The organism is Bradyrhizobium sp. C-145 (assembly GCF_023375135.1).
Classification (GTDB): Bacteria; Pseudomonadota; Alphaproteobacteria; order Rhizobiales; family Xanthobacteraceae; genus Bradyrhizobium; species Bradyrhizobium zhanjiangense.
This window is the reverse complement of record NZ_CP088150.1, coordinates 8,859,976-8,878,023: the sequence shown is the minus strand read 5'-3', so window position 1 is coordinate 8,878,023 and position 18,048 is coordinate 8,859,976. Positions and strand designations below refer to the sequence as shown.

The 18,048-nt window shown below is 60.3% G+C and carries 11 protein-coding genes; 10 read left to right on the top strand and 1 reads right to left on the bottom strand.

All coding sequences use genetic code 11. From position 1 onward, the window contains the following. Nucleotides 1-583 precede the first annotated feature (583 nt). The 10 genes from LRP30_RS41790 (at nucleotide 584) to LRP30_RS41745 (ending at nucleotide 15,054) form a co-directional block, all read left to right on the top strand. Entirely contained in the window at nucleotides 584-1,585 is a 1,002-nt protein-coding gene (locus LRP30_RS41790; RefSeq protein WP_249758616.1) for a heme o synthase, read from the top strand. A 28-nt stretch (nucleotides 1,586-1,613) separates the two neighbouring features. Then, nucleotides 1,614-2,462 (top strand): ubiquinol oxidase subunit II, encoded by an 849-nt coding sequence (gene cyoA, locus LRP30_RS41785; RefSeq protein WP_249758615.1) that lies wholly within the window; start codon nucleotides 1,614-1,616, stop codon nucleotides 2,460-2,462. Next, nucleotides 2,459-4,447 (top strand): cytochrome o ubiquinol oxidase subunit I, encoded by a 1,989-nt coding sequence (gene cyoB, locus LRP30_RS41780; protein ID WP_249758614.1) that lies wholly within the window; start codon nucleotides 2,459-2,461, stop codon nucleotides 4,445-4,447. The genes cyoA and cyoB overlap by 4 nt, the downstream gene beginning before the upstream one ends. Further along, nucleotides 4,444-5,076: a cytochrome (ubi)quinol oxidase subunit III gene (locus tag LRP30_RS41775; RefSeq protein WP_249758613.1), complete on the top strand. Its 633-nt coding sequence runs from the start codon at nucleotides 4,444-4,446 to the stop codon at nucleotides 5,074-5,076. Before cyoB ends, LRP30_RS41775 begins: the two co-directional genes overlap by 4 nt. Before the next feature lie 47 nt (nucleotides 5,077-5,123). Next, the gene (cyoD, locus tag LRP30_RS41770; RefSeq protein ID WP_249761952.1) at nucleotides 5,124-5,468 is read left to right on the top strand and encodes a cytochrome o ubiquinol oxidase subunit IV; all 345 of its coding nucleotides are present in this window, start codon (nucleotides 5,124-5,126) and stop codon (nucleotides 5,466-5,468) included. A gap of 1,081 nt (nucleotides 5,469-6,549) precedes the next feature. Continuing rightward, nucleotides 6,550-7,350 (top strand): acetoacetate decarboxylase family protein, encoded by an 801-nt coding sequence (locus tag LRP30_RS41765; RefSeq protein WP_249758612.1) that lies wholly within the window; start codon nucleotides 6,550-6,552, stop codon nucleotides 7,348-7,350. Between the two features lie 127 nt (nucleotides 7,351-7,477). Then, the gene (locus LRP30_RS41760) at nucleotides 7,478-8,284 is read left to right on the top strand and encodes an acetoacetate decarboxylase family protein (protein WP_249758611.1); all 807 of its coding nucleotides are present in this window, start codon (nucleotides 7,478-7,480) and stop codon (nucleotides 8,282-8,284) included. Between the two features lie 90 nt (nucleotides 8,285-8,374). Then, nucleotides 8,375-9,190 (top strand): AraC family transcriptional regulator, encoded by an 816-nt coding sequence (locus tag LRP30_RS41755; RefSeq protein WP_249758610.1) that lies wholly within the window; start codon nucleotides 8,375-8,377, stop codon nucleotides 9,188-9,190. After that, nucleotides 9,187-12,036: a winged helix-turn-helix domain-containing protein gene (locus LRP30_RS41750; protein ID WP_249758609.1), complete on the top strand. Its 2,850-nt coding sequence runs from the start codon at nucleotides 9,187-9,189 to the stop codon at nucleotides 12,034-12,036. The genes LRP30_RS41755 and LRP30_RS41750 overlap by 4 nt, the downstream gene beginning before the upstream one ends. 72 nt (nucleotides 12,037-12,108) lie before the next feature. Next, nucleotides 12,109-15,054 (top strand): winged helix-turn-helix domain-containing protein, encoded by a 2,946-nt coding sequence (locus tag LRP30_RS41745; protein WP_249758608.1) that lies wholly within the window; start codon nucleotides 12,109-12,111, stop codon nucleotides 15,052-15,054. A 108-nt stretch (nucleotides 15,055-15,162) separates the two neighbouring features. Here LRP30_RS41745 and LRP30_RS41740 read toward each other — a convergent pair whose 3' ends face one another. After that, the gene (locus LRP30_RS41740; protein ID WP_249758607.1) at nucleotides 15,163-17,910 is read right to left on the bottom strand and encodes a LuxR C-terminal-related transcriptional regulator; all 2,748 of its coding nucleotides are present in this window, start codon (nucleotides 17,908-17,910) and stop codon (nucleotides 15,163-15,165) included. Nucleotides 17,911-18,048 lie beyond the last annotated feature (138 nt).

Genomic DNA, 18,048 nt, shown 5'->3' with positions numbered 1-18,048 from the left:
ACCGTCACCGAGGCACGAACCGAACCGGACCTCGCGACGTACCCCCTGAATCTTACGAGATTGGGATGAGTGACAATTCCGTCGGCGATATTGACGGTGAAGTTATAGCTGGGATCGCATGCCCCCCTCTGCGTCACGAAGATGAGATCCCAGGAGCCATCATAAGCCGAACGCGCGTGTGCCAGAGATGGCGACGCGATCGAGCAGAACACCGCAATTCCCAAGAGCCAAGAGATCTTCATTGATTAGTCCTCCTTCAGCAAAGCCGCATTTCAGAGCGCCGCAACGGACCGCATCAACCCTTCAAATCGGAAGCGGCGCCAGAGCGGGTCCAACAACAATCTGATCTAGGAAAGCCCTGCGCGGAACGCTTGTTCAAATGTGCTTGAATGATCCTGAATCTGCGATCGCGCGCTTCTTCGGGGGAGAGCCGATCGGCGGGGCGAATTTGAGCATGATTGGCCCCAATCGAGCAGCCGCGTTCAATCGCGGTGGACAGTGGGGATGCATATTCAGTGCGCGCCCTGACGGCTGTTCAGACCGAACACGACGTCGCTCATTTTGAATGATCCGGAGCCGCGAGATGAACGTCAAATCCATTGCCCAGTCCGGGGAAGGACGAGCGCGCCCCGCGCTATCGCCTCGTTCCGCTCACCCGCTGGCTGGTCATTGGAATGTGTTCGATCTTGTCGCGCTGACAAAGCCACGTGTGATGATGCTTGCCGTCTTTACCGCGCTTGTCGGAATGAGCATCGCTCCAGTTAGACTGGATCCGCTGACGACTTGTGCCGCAGGTCTGGCTATCGCCGCCGGGGCCGGAGCCGCAGGCGTTCTCAACATGTGGTACGACGCCGATATTGATGCGGTCATGACGCGGACCGCGATGCGGCCAATCCCCGGGGGTAGAATTTCCCGCTTCGCCGCGCTTGTTTTCGGACTCTTTCTCGGTGGTTTCGCAGTGGTCGTTCTCGCTCTGGTGACCAACCTCACAGCGGCCGCGTTGCTGGCCTGCACCATCCTCTTCTACATTGGCGTGTACACAGCGTGGCTGAAGCGCGCGACGCCACAAAACATCGTCATCGGCGGCGCTGCCGGGGCGCTGCCGCCTCTGATCGGATGGGCCGCGGCAACCGGAGAAGTCGGGCTCGAGCCGCTTGTGTTGTTTCTTATTATCTTCCTTTGGACGCCGCCCCATTTCTGGGCCCTTGCGCTCAATCGCACCGATGACTACGCGCGTGCCGGCGTGCCGATGCTGCCGGTTGTCGCGGGACGCGCTGCGACAACGCGGCAGATCCTGACCTACAGCGGCCTGTTGGCTCTCACCTCGGAGCTGCCCTGGGCGATCGGATTTGCAGGCACGATGTATGGCGCGATCGCCGCCATCTGCGGCGCGATTTTCCTTTTGCTCGCAGCTCTCTTGAACCGAAGTGTCGAGGCCGATCGCCGCACCGCTCAACGACTGTTTGTGTTCTCCATCGCCTATTTGTTCGTGCTGTTCGCAACTCTCCTGGTCGACCATCGAGGCGAGCCATTGTCGTTCATGCGCGCATCGCAGAATGGCACCGTCAACTTCAGCGAGGCCTGACATGCGCTATGGTTTACTTGCAATCGTCATGATCGGTGCCGCGACCCTCGGCGGCTGCGAAGGCGTGCTCGATCCGAAAGGGCCGATTGCGCTGGCTGAGCGGCAAATTCTGTTCAACGCGCTTGGCATCATGCTGGCGATCGTGATCCCGGTGATCCTTGCGATACTCGGCTTTGCTTTCTGGTTTCGTGCATCGAATGAGCGTGCGCACTATCGGCCGGATTTCACATATTCCGGGCGCCTTGAGTTGCTGGTCTGGTCCATCCCCGCGATGACGGTGCTCTTGGTCGGCGGCGTCGCATGGGTCGGCGCACACGACCTTGATCCGGGCAAGCCGATTAGTTCAACAGCCAAGCCTGTCAACGTTCAGGTCGTCTCACTCGACTGGAAATGGCTGTTCATCTATCCGGAGCAGGGGATCGCGAGCGTCAACAAGCTGGTCGTACCGGTTGGCACGCCGATCAGCTTCGAACTGACCTCATCGAGCGTCATGAACAGCTTCTTCGTGCCTCAGCTCGGGAGCCAGATCTACACCATGTCCGGTATGGCAACGCGCCTCCACCTGCAGGCGGACCATCTCGGAACCTATGCGGGGATATCTGCCATGTTCAGCGGCGACGGCTTTCCCGACATGCGCTTCACGGTCGATGCAGTGACAGACGACAGATTTGCGCAGTGGGTTCGCCAGGCCCGCGAAACCGGTTCCGCGCTCGATAAGCAGGCTTACGCCGACCTGGTCAAGCCGAGCAAGGCGGTCGCGCCGTTCACCTATCGCGCCGTTGCCCCCAATCTGTTCAGCAGCATCGTAAACGCTGACATGGGTGTGCAGGACTCCTCTCTATCAATTTGTTCAACGTCGCAGAGGGCAGAGCGATGAATCTCCTAGGTAAGCTCGATTGGAGCGCGATTCCCCTCCATGAGCCGATCATCATGGGTGCAACGGGCTTCATGGTCCTCGTGGTGGTCGCTGTTCTCGGATTCGTCACGGCGAAGGGAGCCTGGCTCTATCTGTGGCGCGAATGGCTCACCTCGGTCGACCACAAGCGGATAGGCGCCATGTATTGCATACTGGCGCTCGTCATGATGCTGCGCGGTTTCAGCGATGCGATCATGATCCGGTCGCAGCAGGCGCTCGCAGCCGGCGGTGCACAAGGTTATCTGCCGCCGGAGCATTTCAATCAGATCTTCTCTGCCCACGGCACGATCATGATTTTGTTCATGGCAATGCCGTTCGTGGTGGGGCTCATGAACTTCGCGGTGCCGTTGCAACTTGGTGTTCGCGATGTCGCATTCCCTACGCTCAACTCCGTCAGCTTCTGGCTGACCGCCTCGGGCGCGTTGTTGGTCAACATTTCGCTGGCGGTCGGTGAGTTCTCAAAAGCCACCTGGTGGGGTTATCCTCCCCTGAGCGAAATGCAATATTCGCCCGGCGTCGGCGTCGACTACTATCTTTGGTCGCTGCAAATCTCCGGTATCGGCACCTTGTTGGCGGGAATAAACTTCGTCACAACAATCCTCAAACTGCGCGCGCCAGGGATGAGCTATATGCGCATGCCGGTCTTCTGCTGGACCGCGCTTGCCGCCAACCTGCTCATTGTCGCGGCGTTTCCGGTCCTGACCGCGACGCTCGCGATGCTGGCGCTCGATCGCTATCTCGGCTTTCACTTTTTCACGCTCGAAGGCCAGGGCAATCAGATGCTGTACTCCAACCTTTTCTGGGTATGGGGGCACCCCGAAGTCTACATCCTGATCCTGCCGGCGTTCGGCGTATTCTCGGAAGTGATGGCGACCTTCTCCGGCAAGCCGCTGTTCGGCTATCGCTCGATGGTAGCCGCGACGATGACCATCTGTATCCTCTCCTTCCTGGTCTGGCTGCACCACTTTTTCACAATGGGGGCCAGCGCAAACGTCAACGGCTTCTTCGGCGTCATGAGCATGATCATTGCTTTGCCGACGGGCGCGAAGGTCTTCAACTGGCTGTTCACGATGTACGGCGGCCGGGTCCGGTTTTCGGTACCAGTGCTGTGGTCGATTGGCTTCATGGTGACTTTCGTCATCGGCGGCATGACCGGCGTGCTCATGGCGGTACCTCCGGCCGACTTCCAGCTGCACAACAGCGTGTTCCTGGTCGCGCACTTCCACAACGTCGCCATCGGCGGCGTCGTGTTCGGCGTGATGGCGGGGTATAATTATTGGTTCCCCAAGGCATTCGGGTTCAAGCTCGACGAACGCTGGGGCAGAGCCTCGTTCTGGTGCTGGTTCGTCGGCTTCTATGTCGCCTTCATGCCGCTCTACGTGCTGGGCCTGATGGGCATGACCCGGCGCATGCAACATTACGACAATTTGTCCTGGCAGCCGTGGTTGATAGCGGCGGCCGTCGGCACCGCTATCATCCTGGTCGGCGTCGTTTGCCAAGTCGTGCAACTCGTTGTGTCGATCCGTCATCGCGAGGAGCTGCGCGACGTGACCGGTGATCCCTGGAACGGCCGTACGCTCGAATGGGCGACGGCGTCGCCGCCGCCGGCATGGAACTTTGCGTTCCAACCCAAGGTCGCCGGACTGGACGCGTTCTGGAGCAGCAAGAGTCGCGCGCAAGCGACAAAGGACGAGCCGACGCCGACGCGCAAATACGAGCCTGTCGAAATGCCGAAGAACAGCGCCACCGGCTTTGTTACTGCTTTCTTTGCTGTCGTCATCGGCTTTGCGCTCATCTGGCACATTTGGTGGCTGGCCATCGTCGGAGTGTTCGGCGCATTCATGACGTTGCTTGCCTTCTCATTCCGCCGCCACAACGAAATTGAGGTGCCAGCCGAGGAGATCGCCCGGTTCGTACGATCCCACCTGGCAGGAGTTGCAGCATGAATATCGCCGTCGCAATTGATCAGATTCCGCAAGACGCACTGCCTAGTGTGAGTGAAGCGGGACCTGCTCCAAAGAGGATTGTGGTCACCTATGGCTTCTGGATCTTCCTGCTGAGCGACATCGTCATGTTTGCCGCGTTGTTCGCGAGCTACGCGGTGCTCGTGCGCTCCACGGCAGGCGGGCCGACTGGCGCCCAGCTGTTCAATCAGACGACGGTCGCGATCGAAACTGTTTGCCTTCTGCTTTCGAGCTACACTTGCGGACTGATGTCCTTGGCCATCAATTCGCGCCGCTACTTCAGGACTTATGTAGGGGCTCTGATCACCTTGGCACTCGGAGCCATATTTCTTAGCCTCGAGATCCGCGAATTCCTGGGCATGATCGCCATCGGCGCGGCGCCGCAGCGGAGCGCTTTTCTGTCCGCATTCTTCACGCTTGTCGGATGCCACGGACTGCACGTCGCACTCGGACTGATCTGGCTGATCGTGATGATGGTGCAGGTGTCGGTATTCGGATTCGCTGCGAGGGTGCAGCATCGCCTGCTCTGCTTCTCCTTGTTCTGGCACGCGCTCGACATCGTTTGGGTCGGGGTATTCACGGTGGTTTATCTGATGGGGGTGAGTTCATGAACCAAGTTCAACACGAACGCGCACCCGGAGACAGGCCGAGCCGCGAGATGGACGCATCGGCTCCATCCGAGTTTCTCGTCTACACGATCGGCCTAGTTGTGGCGGTTCTTCTCACGGCCACGTCGTTCTGGGCTGCAAACACGACGCTGCTCTGGCCGGGCGGCGTATTCCTCGGGCTCGCTGTCCTCGCCATTGCCCAGATGGGCGTTCACCTGGTGTTTTTCCTGCACATCAGCAGCGGGCCGGAAAGCACCAACAACGTACTCGCGCTCGCCTTTGGCGCTCTCATCGTATTCGTCGTGATCGCCGGCACGATGTGGATCGTGGCGGATATGAATACGAACATGATGATGCCGTCGGGCGCGCCGATGAGCATGAGGATGCAACATTGAAGAGCGTCGCAGGTATGGCTGCTGCCAATCGAGCATGCCGTCCCTGCGCAGTGCGTTTTCGATAATTTTGGCGGCCCCGTCGGTCAGGCGAGGGCACTCGGCGGTGCGACCGTCGTTTCAGGGCAGAGTCAAATGGAATGCGTCTCAAGCGTCAGACGCGATTGTTGCCCCATGCGCTGTCAAACAGCGCTGAGGCGACGTCAACCGTGAGCCTCGGCCAAGCGATAGCCAGGTCGAATGGAGTTGTGAGGACGGCTGACCCGAAGTATCCATTCACGACCATCCGCCGGTGGGAGCACTCGATCCCGCAATAGTGTCTTGAGGTCGAGAAATCGCGCAGGTAGCCCCGTTCCAACGGTCGCGAACACGCCGCGCAGAGAGAGGGGGCGCGGGGCGCCATGTTGTTCACCACCACGAACCTCATTGTGGGATTAGACATCCGATAGATCCGCCTATTTTGTGGGGCGTTTGCGACTGCTATTGGCATCTTTGGCGCCTGGCATTTGCGTCCCCACCTGGATCACCTGCCTGCAAGCGTCGCTGAGTTCGGAGTTACGCTCTCTGAGACAAGTCGTTATGTCGTCAGCGCTGGGGATGAACGCGCTGCAGAGTCTGAACACGTCGGGCGTGCATGCCTGGCGCTGTTCCGGTGTCCCTTGAGAGAACGAGGGGGCGGGCCAGGCGGCGACAAATAGCAGGCACAGGGACACGGACGGCCGCGCGAAAGATCGCGAGCGCCGCAGCATCCATCCGTTTTGGCTTTTCGTTTTCATCGATAGTCTCGCGTTATCAATCGAGGTCGATACCCGACCTCGCCAGGGAGATATACGCTCTTGCCGGAGCGCGGGCTTGTCGCGAAATGTCGGCGCTTGCAGTTTTCGACCCTGCTGGGGCCGTTCGCCCTCTTGAGGGACTTGCGGCGGATTGAGCAATACCGAGGTTATTCGGCTCAAGTATCAACACGGGGTCGGCACAAACCGCCAAGTCGTCACATGTTTGTCCAAGCGTTCAGGTCGACAGCACCGCTAATCTGTTGTGCTGGAATGTTGCGTCTATTGCGGACAGCTCGCGGGGCGAGGACATGCTCAAGGGATTCACGGCTCCTCGGTCGCCTCACGGGGCTGCTGCATTGGTGCCGTCGCCACCCTGGCATTTTGCAGGGGATGTCCTGGCAGTGGAATTCTGGAATGATCCCGAAATATCGGTCCAGATCCTTCCGACGGGTGTCGAGCTCGATAGGAAACATCTGGGCCACTCTGTTGCGCTCTTCACAGATTACCAGTTCACCGCGCAGAACAATGAGTATCTGGATCCCGCCAGATATCAATGTCGCGGATTCAGCGTCCTACTCGATGCGATATGGAAAGGGACACGAATAGCTTGGTGTCCGTATTGCTATGTCGACAACGACGCTGCGTTGATGCGAGGCTGGATTCAAGGTTATCCGAGGAAGTTCGCTGCTGTACACCAGACGCGTACCTTTGCCGCCTCGAGCCTGGCTTCGGCGCCGCTCGCGCATGATAGCAGATTTTCTGCCTGCATGTCCGCTCATGGCCGGCTGCTGGTACAAGCCCGCGTCACCTTGCGCGAAAGGGCAGAGCGACTTGTCGGCTTGCTCGATCGACGGATTGTGGGGCGGCGGCATTTTCCGCGGCTCTCGGCCGGCATGCACGACAGGCCAGCCGTGGATGAACTCGTGCGATGTGTCTTGGACCATCTCGTCGTCACGAACATCTGGATCGGCGAGGGCGACCTCAAGTTTCCGGAAGCCTATGGCGAAGAGCTGGAGGTGTTGGGGCCGCTCAAGGTGGGACGCGGATATCGCTTCTCGTTTTCGTACTCCGTCAGCAATATCGAGGTTCTCGCGGACTTGACCGCCTAGCAGCGCGGTTGATGCCAACAAGCGAGTTCCGGATTGTGGCAGGATTAGACAAACCGAGCGCACTTCAATCAAATTAAGCCTTTGCTGCTTTTGATAGCCTCCATGCCGAACTTGGATGCGTCAGGACATGGGAATGCTCAAGGGCTTTACAGTTCCGAAGTCGCCATTCGGCCAGGCCGCTCTAACGCCGCCGCCGCCCTGGCATTACGCCGGCGATGCCGTTGGAGTCGAATTCTGGACGGACCCCGACGCGACGGCAGCCACATTGCCGACTGGTCTTATGCAAGATCCGAAGTCGAACGGTCACGCCGTCATGATGTTCCTGGATTGGCAATTCACCGCGCAGGACGACGAACATCTTGAGCCGGCCCGTTATCAATACCGCGAGGCGTTTGTCCTGGTCGATGCAATGTACCGCGACGTGCCTGTCATGTGGTGCCCGTACATCTATGTCGACAACGACGCTGCACTGGCGCGCGGCTGGACGCAGGGGTTTCCAAAGAAGATGGGCAGTATTTTTCAGACGCGCTCATTTGCGGCCTCAGGCCCTGCGGCCGCGCCCCTCGCGGCCGGGAGCCGGTTTGGCGCCAGCCTTTCGGCGCATGGCCAACGTCTTGCGGAAGCCTGTGTCACCTTGGACAGACCGGTCGAAAATGGAATGGCGCTCCTCAGTCGACCCACGGTCTTGCTGCGATACTTCCCGAGATTGGCGGCCGGCTACCAGGACAAGCCGGCGGTCAACGAACTGGCGATGTCGATGACCGATCATCTCACCGTTGCCGGCGCCTGGATCGGCACCGGTGAACTCAATTTTGGGGACGCGAATGGCGAGGAACTCCGCGCCCTCGCGCCGAACCGGATCGAGTCAGGATTTCGTTACTCACTTTCCTATTCGGTCAGCGACTTGAAGATACTCGAGGACAGATCATCGTAAACAAGGACTGCCGCCATAAGGGTGAAGTGCACGGGCATTTTGGTTCGCCAACAGTCTCCCGCAGGCGATGCGGAAAATTTCGAGCGAGGGATGAAGAGCCTCTGGGGTAAAAAGCATTTGATCGGTTGCTTTGAAGCGATCTACCCGACTATCTGTTGGAAACTAAACGGTTTTATTCCTCAGGTGAGTGTTTGCCCAGAAAAGGAGCGTTTGCCCACTTTTAACTGTTCAGAACGTTACTTAACAAGCCAAGGGGGGTCTCCTTGCTGCACTCTCTCGTCGATCCGGCGTGTTGGACGGATCGTCGAGGGAATGAGTATGGCAGCACTTCAGACCACCGCACCAGAATCCCCCTTCGCAGCCGACCAGCAGTTCAACCTGGTTGCGAACAGCCTGGCCAAGCTGCTTGAAACCGCAAAGCGGGAGTTGGAGCGGGATCGCGAGGCGGCCAGGGCGTCGCTCGTCACTGCATCGCACATCCTGCAAGCGGAGATCGAGCGTTGCTCGGGCCCCAGCGACTGTCCCAAGGGCGGGCTGGCGGCCTGGCAGATCCGTCGGGTGCGCACCTATATTGACGGAAATCTACACCGCACCATTCACATCCGCGACCTCAGTGTCGTCGCGCGTCGAAGCCCGGCGCACTTCTCCCGGAAGTTCAAGCTGGCGGTCGGCGAATCGCCACACGCCTATGTGGTGAGAAGGCGCCTGGAACGAGCCTGCCACCTGATGATGACCAGTGCGGCATCCCTGAGTGAGATAGCCTTGAGCGTCGGCTTTTCGGATCAAGCCCATCTGTGCCGTCTCTTCAGACAGGCCTTCGGGCAAAGCCCGGCCAACTGGCGCCGCGAGCGCGGAATCCCCGGCGACGCCACCTTGAGAGCCAGCACGGACGAAACTATTCCATGAGTGACCAGTACGGGAAGGCCCTGAGCTTCGGCCCCTTCGAGCTGTCGGTCGGAAACAGGCTCCTGACAAATGGTGCGAAAGTCGTCCCCCTGGGGTCGCGCGCCATGGATCTCCTCATCATCCTGACGGAGCAGGCAAACAAGGTCGTCGGCCGGAGAACGCTGATCGAACGGGTCTGGCCAGAGCGCGGAGCCGAACAAGTCAGCCTGCGCGTCCATATCTCGGCGCTACGGAAAGCTCTCGATCGGTGCGATCCTGGCCGGCGATATATCGCGAACATACCCGGGCGGGGGTACAGTTTCGTCGTCCCCGTCGCCTCACGCGCATTGCAAGCGCCCGAGAATCCAAAGCCGTCCCCGAGGCCCCGAGTGCCTGCGCGCCTGATGCGGATGCTGGGACGAGGGAGCGCTGTGGCCGAGATCCAGACCAAGCTGGCCGAGCAGAAGTTTGTCACGATTGTCGGACCTGGCGGCGTCGGCAAGACCACGGTCGCGGTCGCTGTTGCCCACGAACTGGGCCAGGCCTTCGACGGCCAGGTGCTGTTTGTCGATCTGAGTTCGCTCGGCAACGCTTCGCTTGTCGCACCAGCCTTGGCCACATCACTCGGCCTATCGGTGCAAACGAACAATGTCGTACCGGCGCTGGTCGATCGATTGCAGGAGCGACCGACGCTCATCATTCTCGACTGTTGCGAACAGCTTGTCGACGGAGCGTCGACCGTCGCCGAAGAACTGATTCGCCGCGTTCCGACCTTGCGCATGCTCGCGACCAGCCGGGAGGCGATGCGTGTCGAGGGCGAACATGTCTATGAACTCGACGGGCTCGAATGCCCTCCGGACGATGCCTGCTTGTCGGCGCGGGAGGCGGTGTCATACCCCTCCATTCAACTGTTGGTCGAGCGCGTGCGGGCCGTGCGAAGTGACTTCGAGCTGACCGATGCGGATGCGTCGACAGCTGCGAGAATTTGCCGGCGGCTTGACGGCATCCCATTGGCGATCGAACTCGCGGCTTGCCGAGTTGACGTATTGGGCCTTGGCAGGACCGCAAGCCTGCTCGACGAACGATTGAATCTGTCCTGGGTGGGGCGTAGAACCGCCCCGCCGAGGCACCAGACGTTGAACGCGGCGTTGGAGTGGAGCTACGACCTCCTCGGGCAGGCAGAAAAGCGCGTGCTGAGCCGCCTCAGCGTTTTCGCCGGCGGATTTACGTTCGAAGCGGCGGTCGCCGTTGTCGCCGACGAGTCGGTGGATGAAGCAGATGTATCCGATTGCATTTGGGAGCTTCGTTCGAAGTCGATGATTGCAACACAGGGGAAGGGACGGTTGCGTCTGCTTGACACCACTCGCGCATTCGCCTTGCAGCGGCTCGCCAAGGAGGATGAGCAGGACCTTTTTCGCCGTCGCCACGCCCTCTACTTCGCCGACCTGTTCAGGCAAGGCGCCGCGATCGGCGCGTCGGGCTGGCCCAGGGCGCTCGGGATCGAGGTCGACAATCTCAGAGCCGCCCTGAGCTGGGCATTTTCCGCCGCTGGCGAAGCGAGAATCGGCGTCGAGCTCGCCGCGGCTTCTGCGAGTACGTGGATGGGCATGGCGCTGCTCACCGAATGCGTGGAATGGATGAGAAAGGCCATAGGCCATCTCGACGACACCAATTCGGGCACACGCCAGGAGATGGTCCTTCAGTCGGCTCTTGCGAGTTGCGTGTTGTTCACAGGCGGCATGACGGAACAATCATACGCTACGTGGGCCAAGGCGCTGCTTCTCGCCGAGGACCTCGAGGATACCGAACATCAACTGGACGCCCTGCTTGTGCTGTGGGCTCACGAGTTGCGCGTTCCAGACTATGAGGAAGCGATCAAATTGGCGGATCGCTGCGGCGAGGTTTCGGACGGGACCGGGCGTATCGGTGCTGTCGCAACGGCCAACTACATGCGTGGTATAACGTACTACCATGCCGGACGAGTCGAGGAAGCTCAGAGCCTGCTGGAATTGTCACTGCATCGCGATGACGAAGCTTCGCGACAATTGCTGATCAAGCGGTTTGGCTATGATCGCAAGGTCGACAATCTCGCCGGTCTTGCGACCTTGGCCTGGTTGCGCGGCTCTCCCGATCAAGCCCGCAGGTTCAACAAGATGGCCATCGCCGAAGCGCGCCAATCGAATCGGGCCGTCAACCTTTGCGGAGCGCTGACTTTTGCGAGCCTTGGCGCATACCTGACAAATCCGCTTGACGGCGAAGCCGAGGCGCTCGTGGACGAACTCGCCGGCCATGCCGGGAAATACAGCCTACAAAACTACCAGGGCTTTTGTCTTGGCATGCAGGCTCTCTACAAGGTCAGGCAAGGGGGTGACGTCAGCGCGGCCGCTGCAATGCTTTACGCGGGTCTCGAGAAGTTGTCCGCGGTACGCTACGGAATTTTCGACTGGTTCTTGCAGGCGGAGTTTGCGATGTGCATGGCGCTCGCGAACCGGCCGAGGGAAGGGCTCGGTGCCTTCGAGCGTGCCGGGATCGATCTTGGCGAAAGTCGATGGTACGGCCCGGAGTTGCACCGCATCAGGGGCGAACTGGCGCTGAGCAACGGCGAAGGATTGTCGGTTGGCAGGCAATATTTTCTGCGAGCGTTGGAGCTGGCAAACGAGCAGGCAAGCTTGTCGTGGGCGCTCAGGGCCGCGACCAGCCTCGCCATCGCCGAAAAGTCGGTCGGGCGGAAGGAAGCTGCGTGGCGGACCTTGCAAGCCACTCATGCGAAGTTTAGGGAAGGCTTTGAGACCGCCGATCTGCGGCTGGCCGAGCAGGTGCTGAACGGTTCACACCGGCGTGATGGCCCCGCCAACTCGATGTGGTGACAGCTTGTTGCCGAGGGAGGTTTCGGCTAACACTTGACGGGCTGGGGAGCGTTTGCACGAGACCGACGGCGCATGGTGCATAACCAGATCGTCGTGGTCTCGGCGGAAGAGTCTATGTCGATCCAACCAATCGGCTCACCGAGTGCAATGAGGCTTCGGTTTGGCCCGTTCGAGCTGAATGTCGCCGAGCGATCTCTCACCAAGGCGAGCCAGCTCATCCCGCTGGGCGGCAGAGCTTACGACATCCTGATAGCCCTTATCGAGAACGCCGGCGATGTCGTCCCGAAGTCCGAACTGATCGCGAAGGCATGGCCCGACGTGACGGTCGAGGAAGGCAGTCTTCGCGTCCATCTGTCGGCGTTGCGCAAGGCACTGGGCGACGGCCAGTTCGGTAACAAGTATATCGCCAACATCCAGGGCCGCGGCTATAGCTTCATTGCGCCAGTTGCGCGGCTTCCCGTGGAGGCTAACGCATTTTCGGGATTGTCCAACCTGCCGCCCGCACTTGGTCGCATGGTTGGTCGCAACAACGTCGTCGCCGAGATTCGGCAGCTGCTCCAGACGAAACAACGCCTGATTACAGTTTTGGGGGCCGGAGGCATCGGCAAGACAACCGTTGCTCTGTCGGTTGGGCACGGCGCATCGGCCGACTTCTCTGGCGCGGCATTCCATGTCGATCTTTCAACCATTGGCGACGGAGAGCATGTCGTCGGTGCCATCGCTTCGGCGCTCGGGCTCGACCCGCGGTTCGTCGATTGCACCGACGCGTTGCTCGACTTTCTCCGCTCTCGAAGGGCTCTGATAATCCTCGATAGTTGCGAGCATGTCATCGCCAAGGCCGCGGAGGTTGCCGATTGCATCGTTCAAGAAGCGCGCGATGTCTATTTGCTCGTGACCAGCAGGGAGATACTGAAGGTCGAGGGTGAACAGGTGTTTCATCTTCCTCCGCTGGATTGTCCGCCGGATCGGCTCGGGCTGACTGCGTCAGAGGTTCTAGCCTATCCGGCCGCGCGGCTATTCGCCGAGCGCGTCAGCGCGCGCGGCGGAAGCTTTTCGCTCACGGACGACGAAGCTCCCATGGTTGCCGAGATCTGTCGCAAACTTGACGGCATCGCGCTCGCTATCGAACTCGCCGCCGGAAGAGCGGCTGTCTTCGGCGTCAGGAATACCGTAGCAAAGCTGGGCTCGCGCCTCGATCTCCTGAAGTTCGGCCGCCGGACAGCGAGCCCGCGGCATCAGACGCTAAAGGCGACGCTGGACTGGAGCCATGATCACTTGTCCGAGGCCGAGCGAATTGTGCTGCGGCGTGTCGCTATCTTCGTTGGACATTTTTCGCTGGAGGCGGCGTTTGCGATTGCGGAGCAGGGAGAAATTGGTAGGCCTGAGATCGAGAATGCGATAGAAAAACTTGTCAACAAGTCGCTCATCGTGGCGTGGCCCAGCTACCGGCGGATGCTCTACCGATTGCTCGACACGACGCGCTCCTATGCCCTGGAAAAACTCGTCGCAGGCGGTGAGCATAACTCCACGGCGGCGCGCCATGCCAGCCATTTGAGCCATTCTTTGGAAGACAGCCGGAACAGTCTTTTCGATCTGGAGCCCGGCCTGTCTCCGGCGGACGAGGTGCAGCACTATCTTGGAGATGTCCGCGCCGCGCTTGAATGGAGTTTTGGTCCCGATGGAAACGACGGCGCGGCCATACGAATGGCGGCGGCGGCTTCTCAGTTGTTCTTGGCCAAGTCGCTGTTCGTGGAGTGCCGACGCTGGATGGAGCGGGCGATCGACCGGATTGCGGCGGACTGCGATCCGCGCGAGCAAATGGAAATCCATGCGTCGCTTGCGTTGTCGCTGATGTTTACCGCCGGCAATAGCGAAAGGGTTCGCGATGCCTTCAATACGGCGTTGACGTTCGCGGATCGGCATGAGGACGCTTACCAGCAATTGCGTCTGCTCAGCGGGCTGTCGATGTATCTTCATCGTATAATCGACCCGGCGGGGAGTCTTGACGTCGCGCTGCGAGCCGAGTCGGTGGCGAACAAGACGGGAAACCCGGAAGATATGGCGCTTGCGGATTCGATGCTGGGAGCGGCGTATTATATGCTTGCGGACCACGTCCGTGCGCCGAAATACCTCGAGCGAGCTCTTCACAGGCCGCCGGCTTCCCGGCGCTTCAACGCGACTCAGTATCTGTTTGATCTGCGCACCACCTCGCTATTCAATCTGACCCGGTCGCATTGGTTTGCCGGCAATCTCGATAGGGCCGTCGGTTATGCTGAAAGAACCGTCGAGGAGGCCCGTCGATCGGATCATCCGATCGCCCTGTGCCGAGCCCATATTCTGACGGTGCCGCTCTATTTCTGGATCGACGACCTGGAACAGGTCGAACGGAGCCTCTCTGGGCTCGAGCTTGCCGCGGAGAAGCATTCGCTGGATCCGTTTCGCGCAGTCGCGATGGGCCTTAGGGGGCGCTATTTGGTTCGCGCCGGGCAGATAGCGGCCGGCATACGTCATCTGCGGGATAGCTTGGAGAGACTCCGGGCTCTGCGATACGAGATGCTGGTGACAGATTTTGTCTCCGAGCTGGCGGTCAGCCTGGCAAGACGGAACGAGCGCGCGGAGGCGCTGGCGCTCGTCGACGGCTCGATCGCAACGCAGCTCGGATCGAAGCGGCCTCTTCACCTTCCGGCCCTCTTTTTGGCGAAAGGCATGGCGCTCGTGTCCGAGCAAGCCCGAGAGCTCGGTGCGGCTCAGGCGTGTTTCGAGGAGGCGATGACCCTTGCGGGGCGGCAATCTGCTCTTTCGTTCGAGCTGCGGGCCGGATTGGAGCTCGCACGGCTCTGGATCGATCGAGGCCAAGGCCGGAAAGCCCGGGATCTCATCGCGCCCATCTACGGTCGGTTTACCGAAGGTTTTGCGACACCCGATCTCATTTCGGCGCGGCAAATCCTCGAACAGGCGGGCATCGGGGTGCTGCAGACCGGGCGTCTTGCGGCTGCATCGAGCAGAGCGACGGCTTGAGCAGACGGTTGCCTGAGCGGCAAGGAACAGCAGCACAAGCCGCTGACGGGAAGGAAACGCGGCAGGCAGGCCGCGGAGATGCCTGTGGCGGGGCACTCGTGCTCTGCTTCACCGTGTGGTGACGAGACCCAGGGTCTGAGCGCGTGATACCGCCTGCGCGCGCCTTTCCACGCCCAGCTTGTTGAAAACGCTCTTGAGGTGCGATTTCACGGTCTCGGGACCGATTTCCAAGCTTCGTGCGATTTCCTTGTTGGATAATCCGTCCGCGATCAGCCTAAGAATGCCAGTCTCGCGAGGACTCAATGTGTCGAGAATCGGCGTACCCGCGGTCGGGGTCGAACGGACTTGCCCTGCTCGTTGCAGACCAGCCACCAGCCGATTGACGTAGGGGACGAGGTCGTTTTTGACGGTTCCGGCCTCCTGGGTCGCACGGATAAGCTCGGAGATGATCGGGCCCTCGTCCAGAACGGTCTGATAAAGATCGGCTACCGCGCAGGCGGCAAGCACGCGACGAAACCGAGCCAGCGCCTCGGCGACCTTGCCCGCATTGAGCTGAACTGCGGACAGGCGGATCGCAATGCAGATCAGGAATTGGCGGTGCTGCATTGCTTCGGCTTCGCGTTGCAGCTGTTGCAGGATCGGGATGGCTTCTTCCGGACGGTCTTGCTGCGCCAGCAAATGAGCGCGCGCCAACTTGTGGTGCCACTCGATTTCCGACCAGGCGCAGGGCCTTGGGGCGGGGTGTTTCCGCGCAAGGTGCTCCAAACGATCCACACACGCGGTGGCTTCATCCACCCTGTCATGGTTCAGGTAGAGTCGCGCCTGCTCCGCCATCACGCCGGCCGAGAGCCGTCCCCAATCCCGCGCCGCGCCCAGATTTTCAGCTCGCTCCAGCAGAGTGCGGGCTCGCTCAAAGTTCATCCGGGCAGTGGCGACCCTGGAGATGACGAAATAGGCGCTCCAGACGCAGTCGAGCATAGTCGCCGAGTTGATCAGCGGGATGCGGTCGATGATCCAGGCCTCCGCCTCATCGAGCTCGCCTCGCTCGTATCTGATGCGCGCGATCAGACTTGCCGGCAAGGTCGCGGCGATCGAATTCGGTCCGACATCCTCCTCGGCGATTCGCAGGCCTTCGCGATAGTATTCATCCGCCGCCGCGAGACGTATCTGCCGCTCTTCCACAAGTCCGTTCAGGCAGTGGCGATACACCGAGGCAAAAACGTTCCTGCGATCCTCCTCGACCGAGTAGGCGATCCACGGCGTCGCATGGAATTGCTTGAGATTGCCCGCCTTCATATGGCTGAAGCGAACCACATTTGACGCAACGTTCGCAGTCCAGGGATCGGACGAGCGGTTGACGCAATCCTGGGCCAGAGGCAGCGCTCTCTCGCTGTCGTCCTTCAACGCGATGGCAACAGAGCGGATCGCCTGGCACTCATGCAGCAAGTCATCTTGGAGAGTCATTGCAGCGATATCGCCCTCTATGTCAGTCGCGAGCTTCAGCGCCTCGTCGAAACGTAGCGCGAGTGACAGTCCCCAGGCGATCGCCAGACGCACCTCGCACTGACCTCGCATGAGCTCCTCGGGAAACTGGCGCTGCCATTCGAGCAAGGTGAAGAGGTCCCCTCGCTTTATCAGAGCCATCGCGCAATTGCTGATCCAACCGATCGCCCGATCGGAAGCGCCAGCCGCAATCGCGTGTTGAACCGCTTCAGTCCATATTTCGTGGGAGGCGTACCAGAGAGCTGCACGTCCGTGCAGTTCGGGAACTTCAATGCCTCGATCCACCTCTAGTCTCTTTCTTAAATATTCGACAAGCAGCGGGTGGTAGCGAAACCACACGCCATCATTATCGAGCGGTGTGAGCAGCATTTGGCGGCGGGCAAGCGACGCCAGGACGGTGCGGCTCGTGCTCGAGCCGGTCACTGCCTCGCATAAGGGGCCGGTGAGCCGGTCAAGAATGGCCGTTCGCAGCATGAAGTCGACCAGTTCGACCGGAAGCCCATCGAGCATCTCCGCGAGGTAGGCGGCAATCGGCCGCTGCGAGCCAGAGAGATTGTGTACGTATTCCTTCAGGCCAAATCCGGTCTGCGAAGGGATTGATGCGATAATTCGAAGCGCAGCCGGCCAGCCCTCGGTCTTGCGTTGCAGGAGCTGGACCTCGGGAAGTTCCAGAATTCCGGGCCTGGTGCCGTCCAGAAACGCCTTTGTTTCCTGCATGTCGAACCGCAGGGCTTCGGCATCAATCTCGATCAGCTGATTCTGGGCTCGCAGGGTTGCGAGTGGCAGGGGAGGTTCGGTGCGCGTCGTCAGCACCACATGGCAGTGGGATGGTGCGTGTCTCAGAAAATATGTCACTGTCTGATGAATTGGAGGAGCACTGAGGCAGTGATAATCCTCGAGGAACAGATAGACATCGTCTTCCATCTCAGCCAGATCGTTGATCAGGCTCGACAGGATCGCTGTCGGGTTGATCAGATTGTTCTCGAGGATCAGCCCGATCGCGTCGGCGCCGACATCCGGACAGGCATGGTGCAGCGCCTGAGATACGTAGAATAGAAACCGCGTAGCCTCGTCGTCATCTGAATCGATGGTCAGCCACGCGACACTGTTGCCGCTTTGCTCAAGCGTCTCGGCCCACGTGGCCGCGAGCGCGCTCTTGCCGAAGCCCGCCGGCGCCTTGATGACGCCAAGTTGCTTTGCAGGGAGTTCGGAGAGGACGGCAAGGAGGCGAGGCCGTGAGATCAGCCCTCTGAAGCGTGCCGGCACCGTCTTGGTGCCCAGAAACGGCAGTTGTCCCTTGCCGGGCGATGGTCCCGATCCAAATGCGAGATGGCTCGAGCGCGGCTGGACCAAAGGCTCCCCCTACACGTGACGGATCCTCCCCCATTCGGGGGGTACCGACAGTCGCGAAAGTGTACGATCTCTGTTGGCGAGAGGGAAGCGCCAAGCATCGTCGGTTGCAAGTATCCCGCATACCGTTCACCGCGTGCT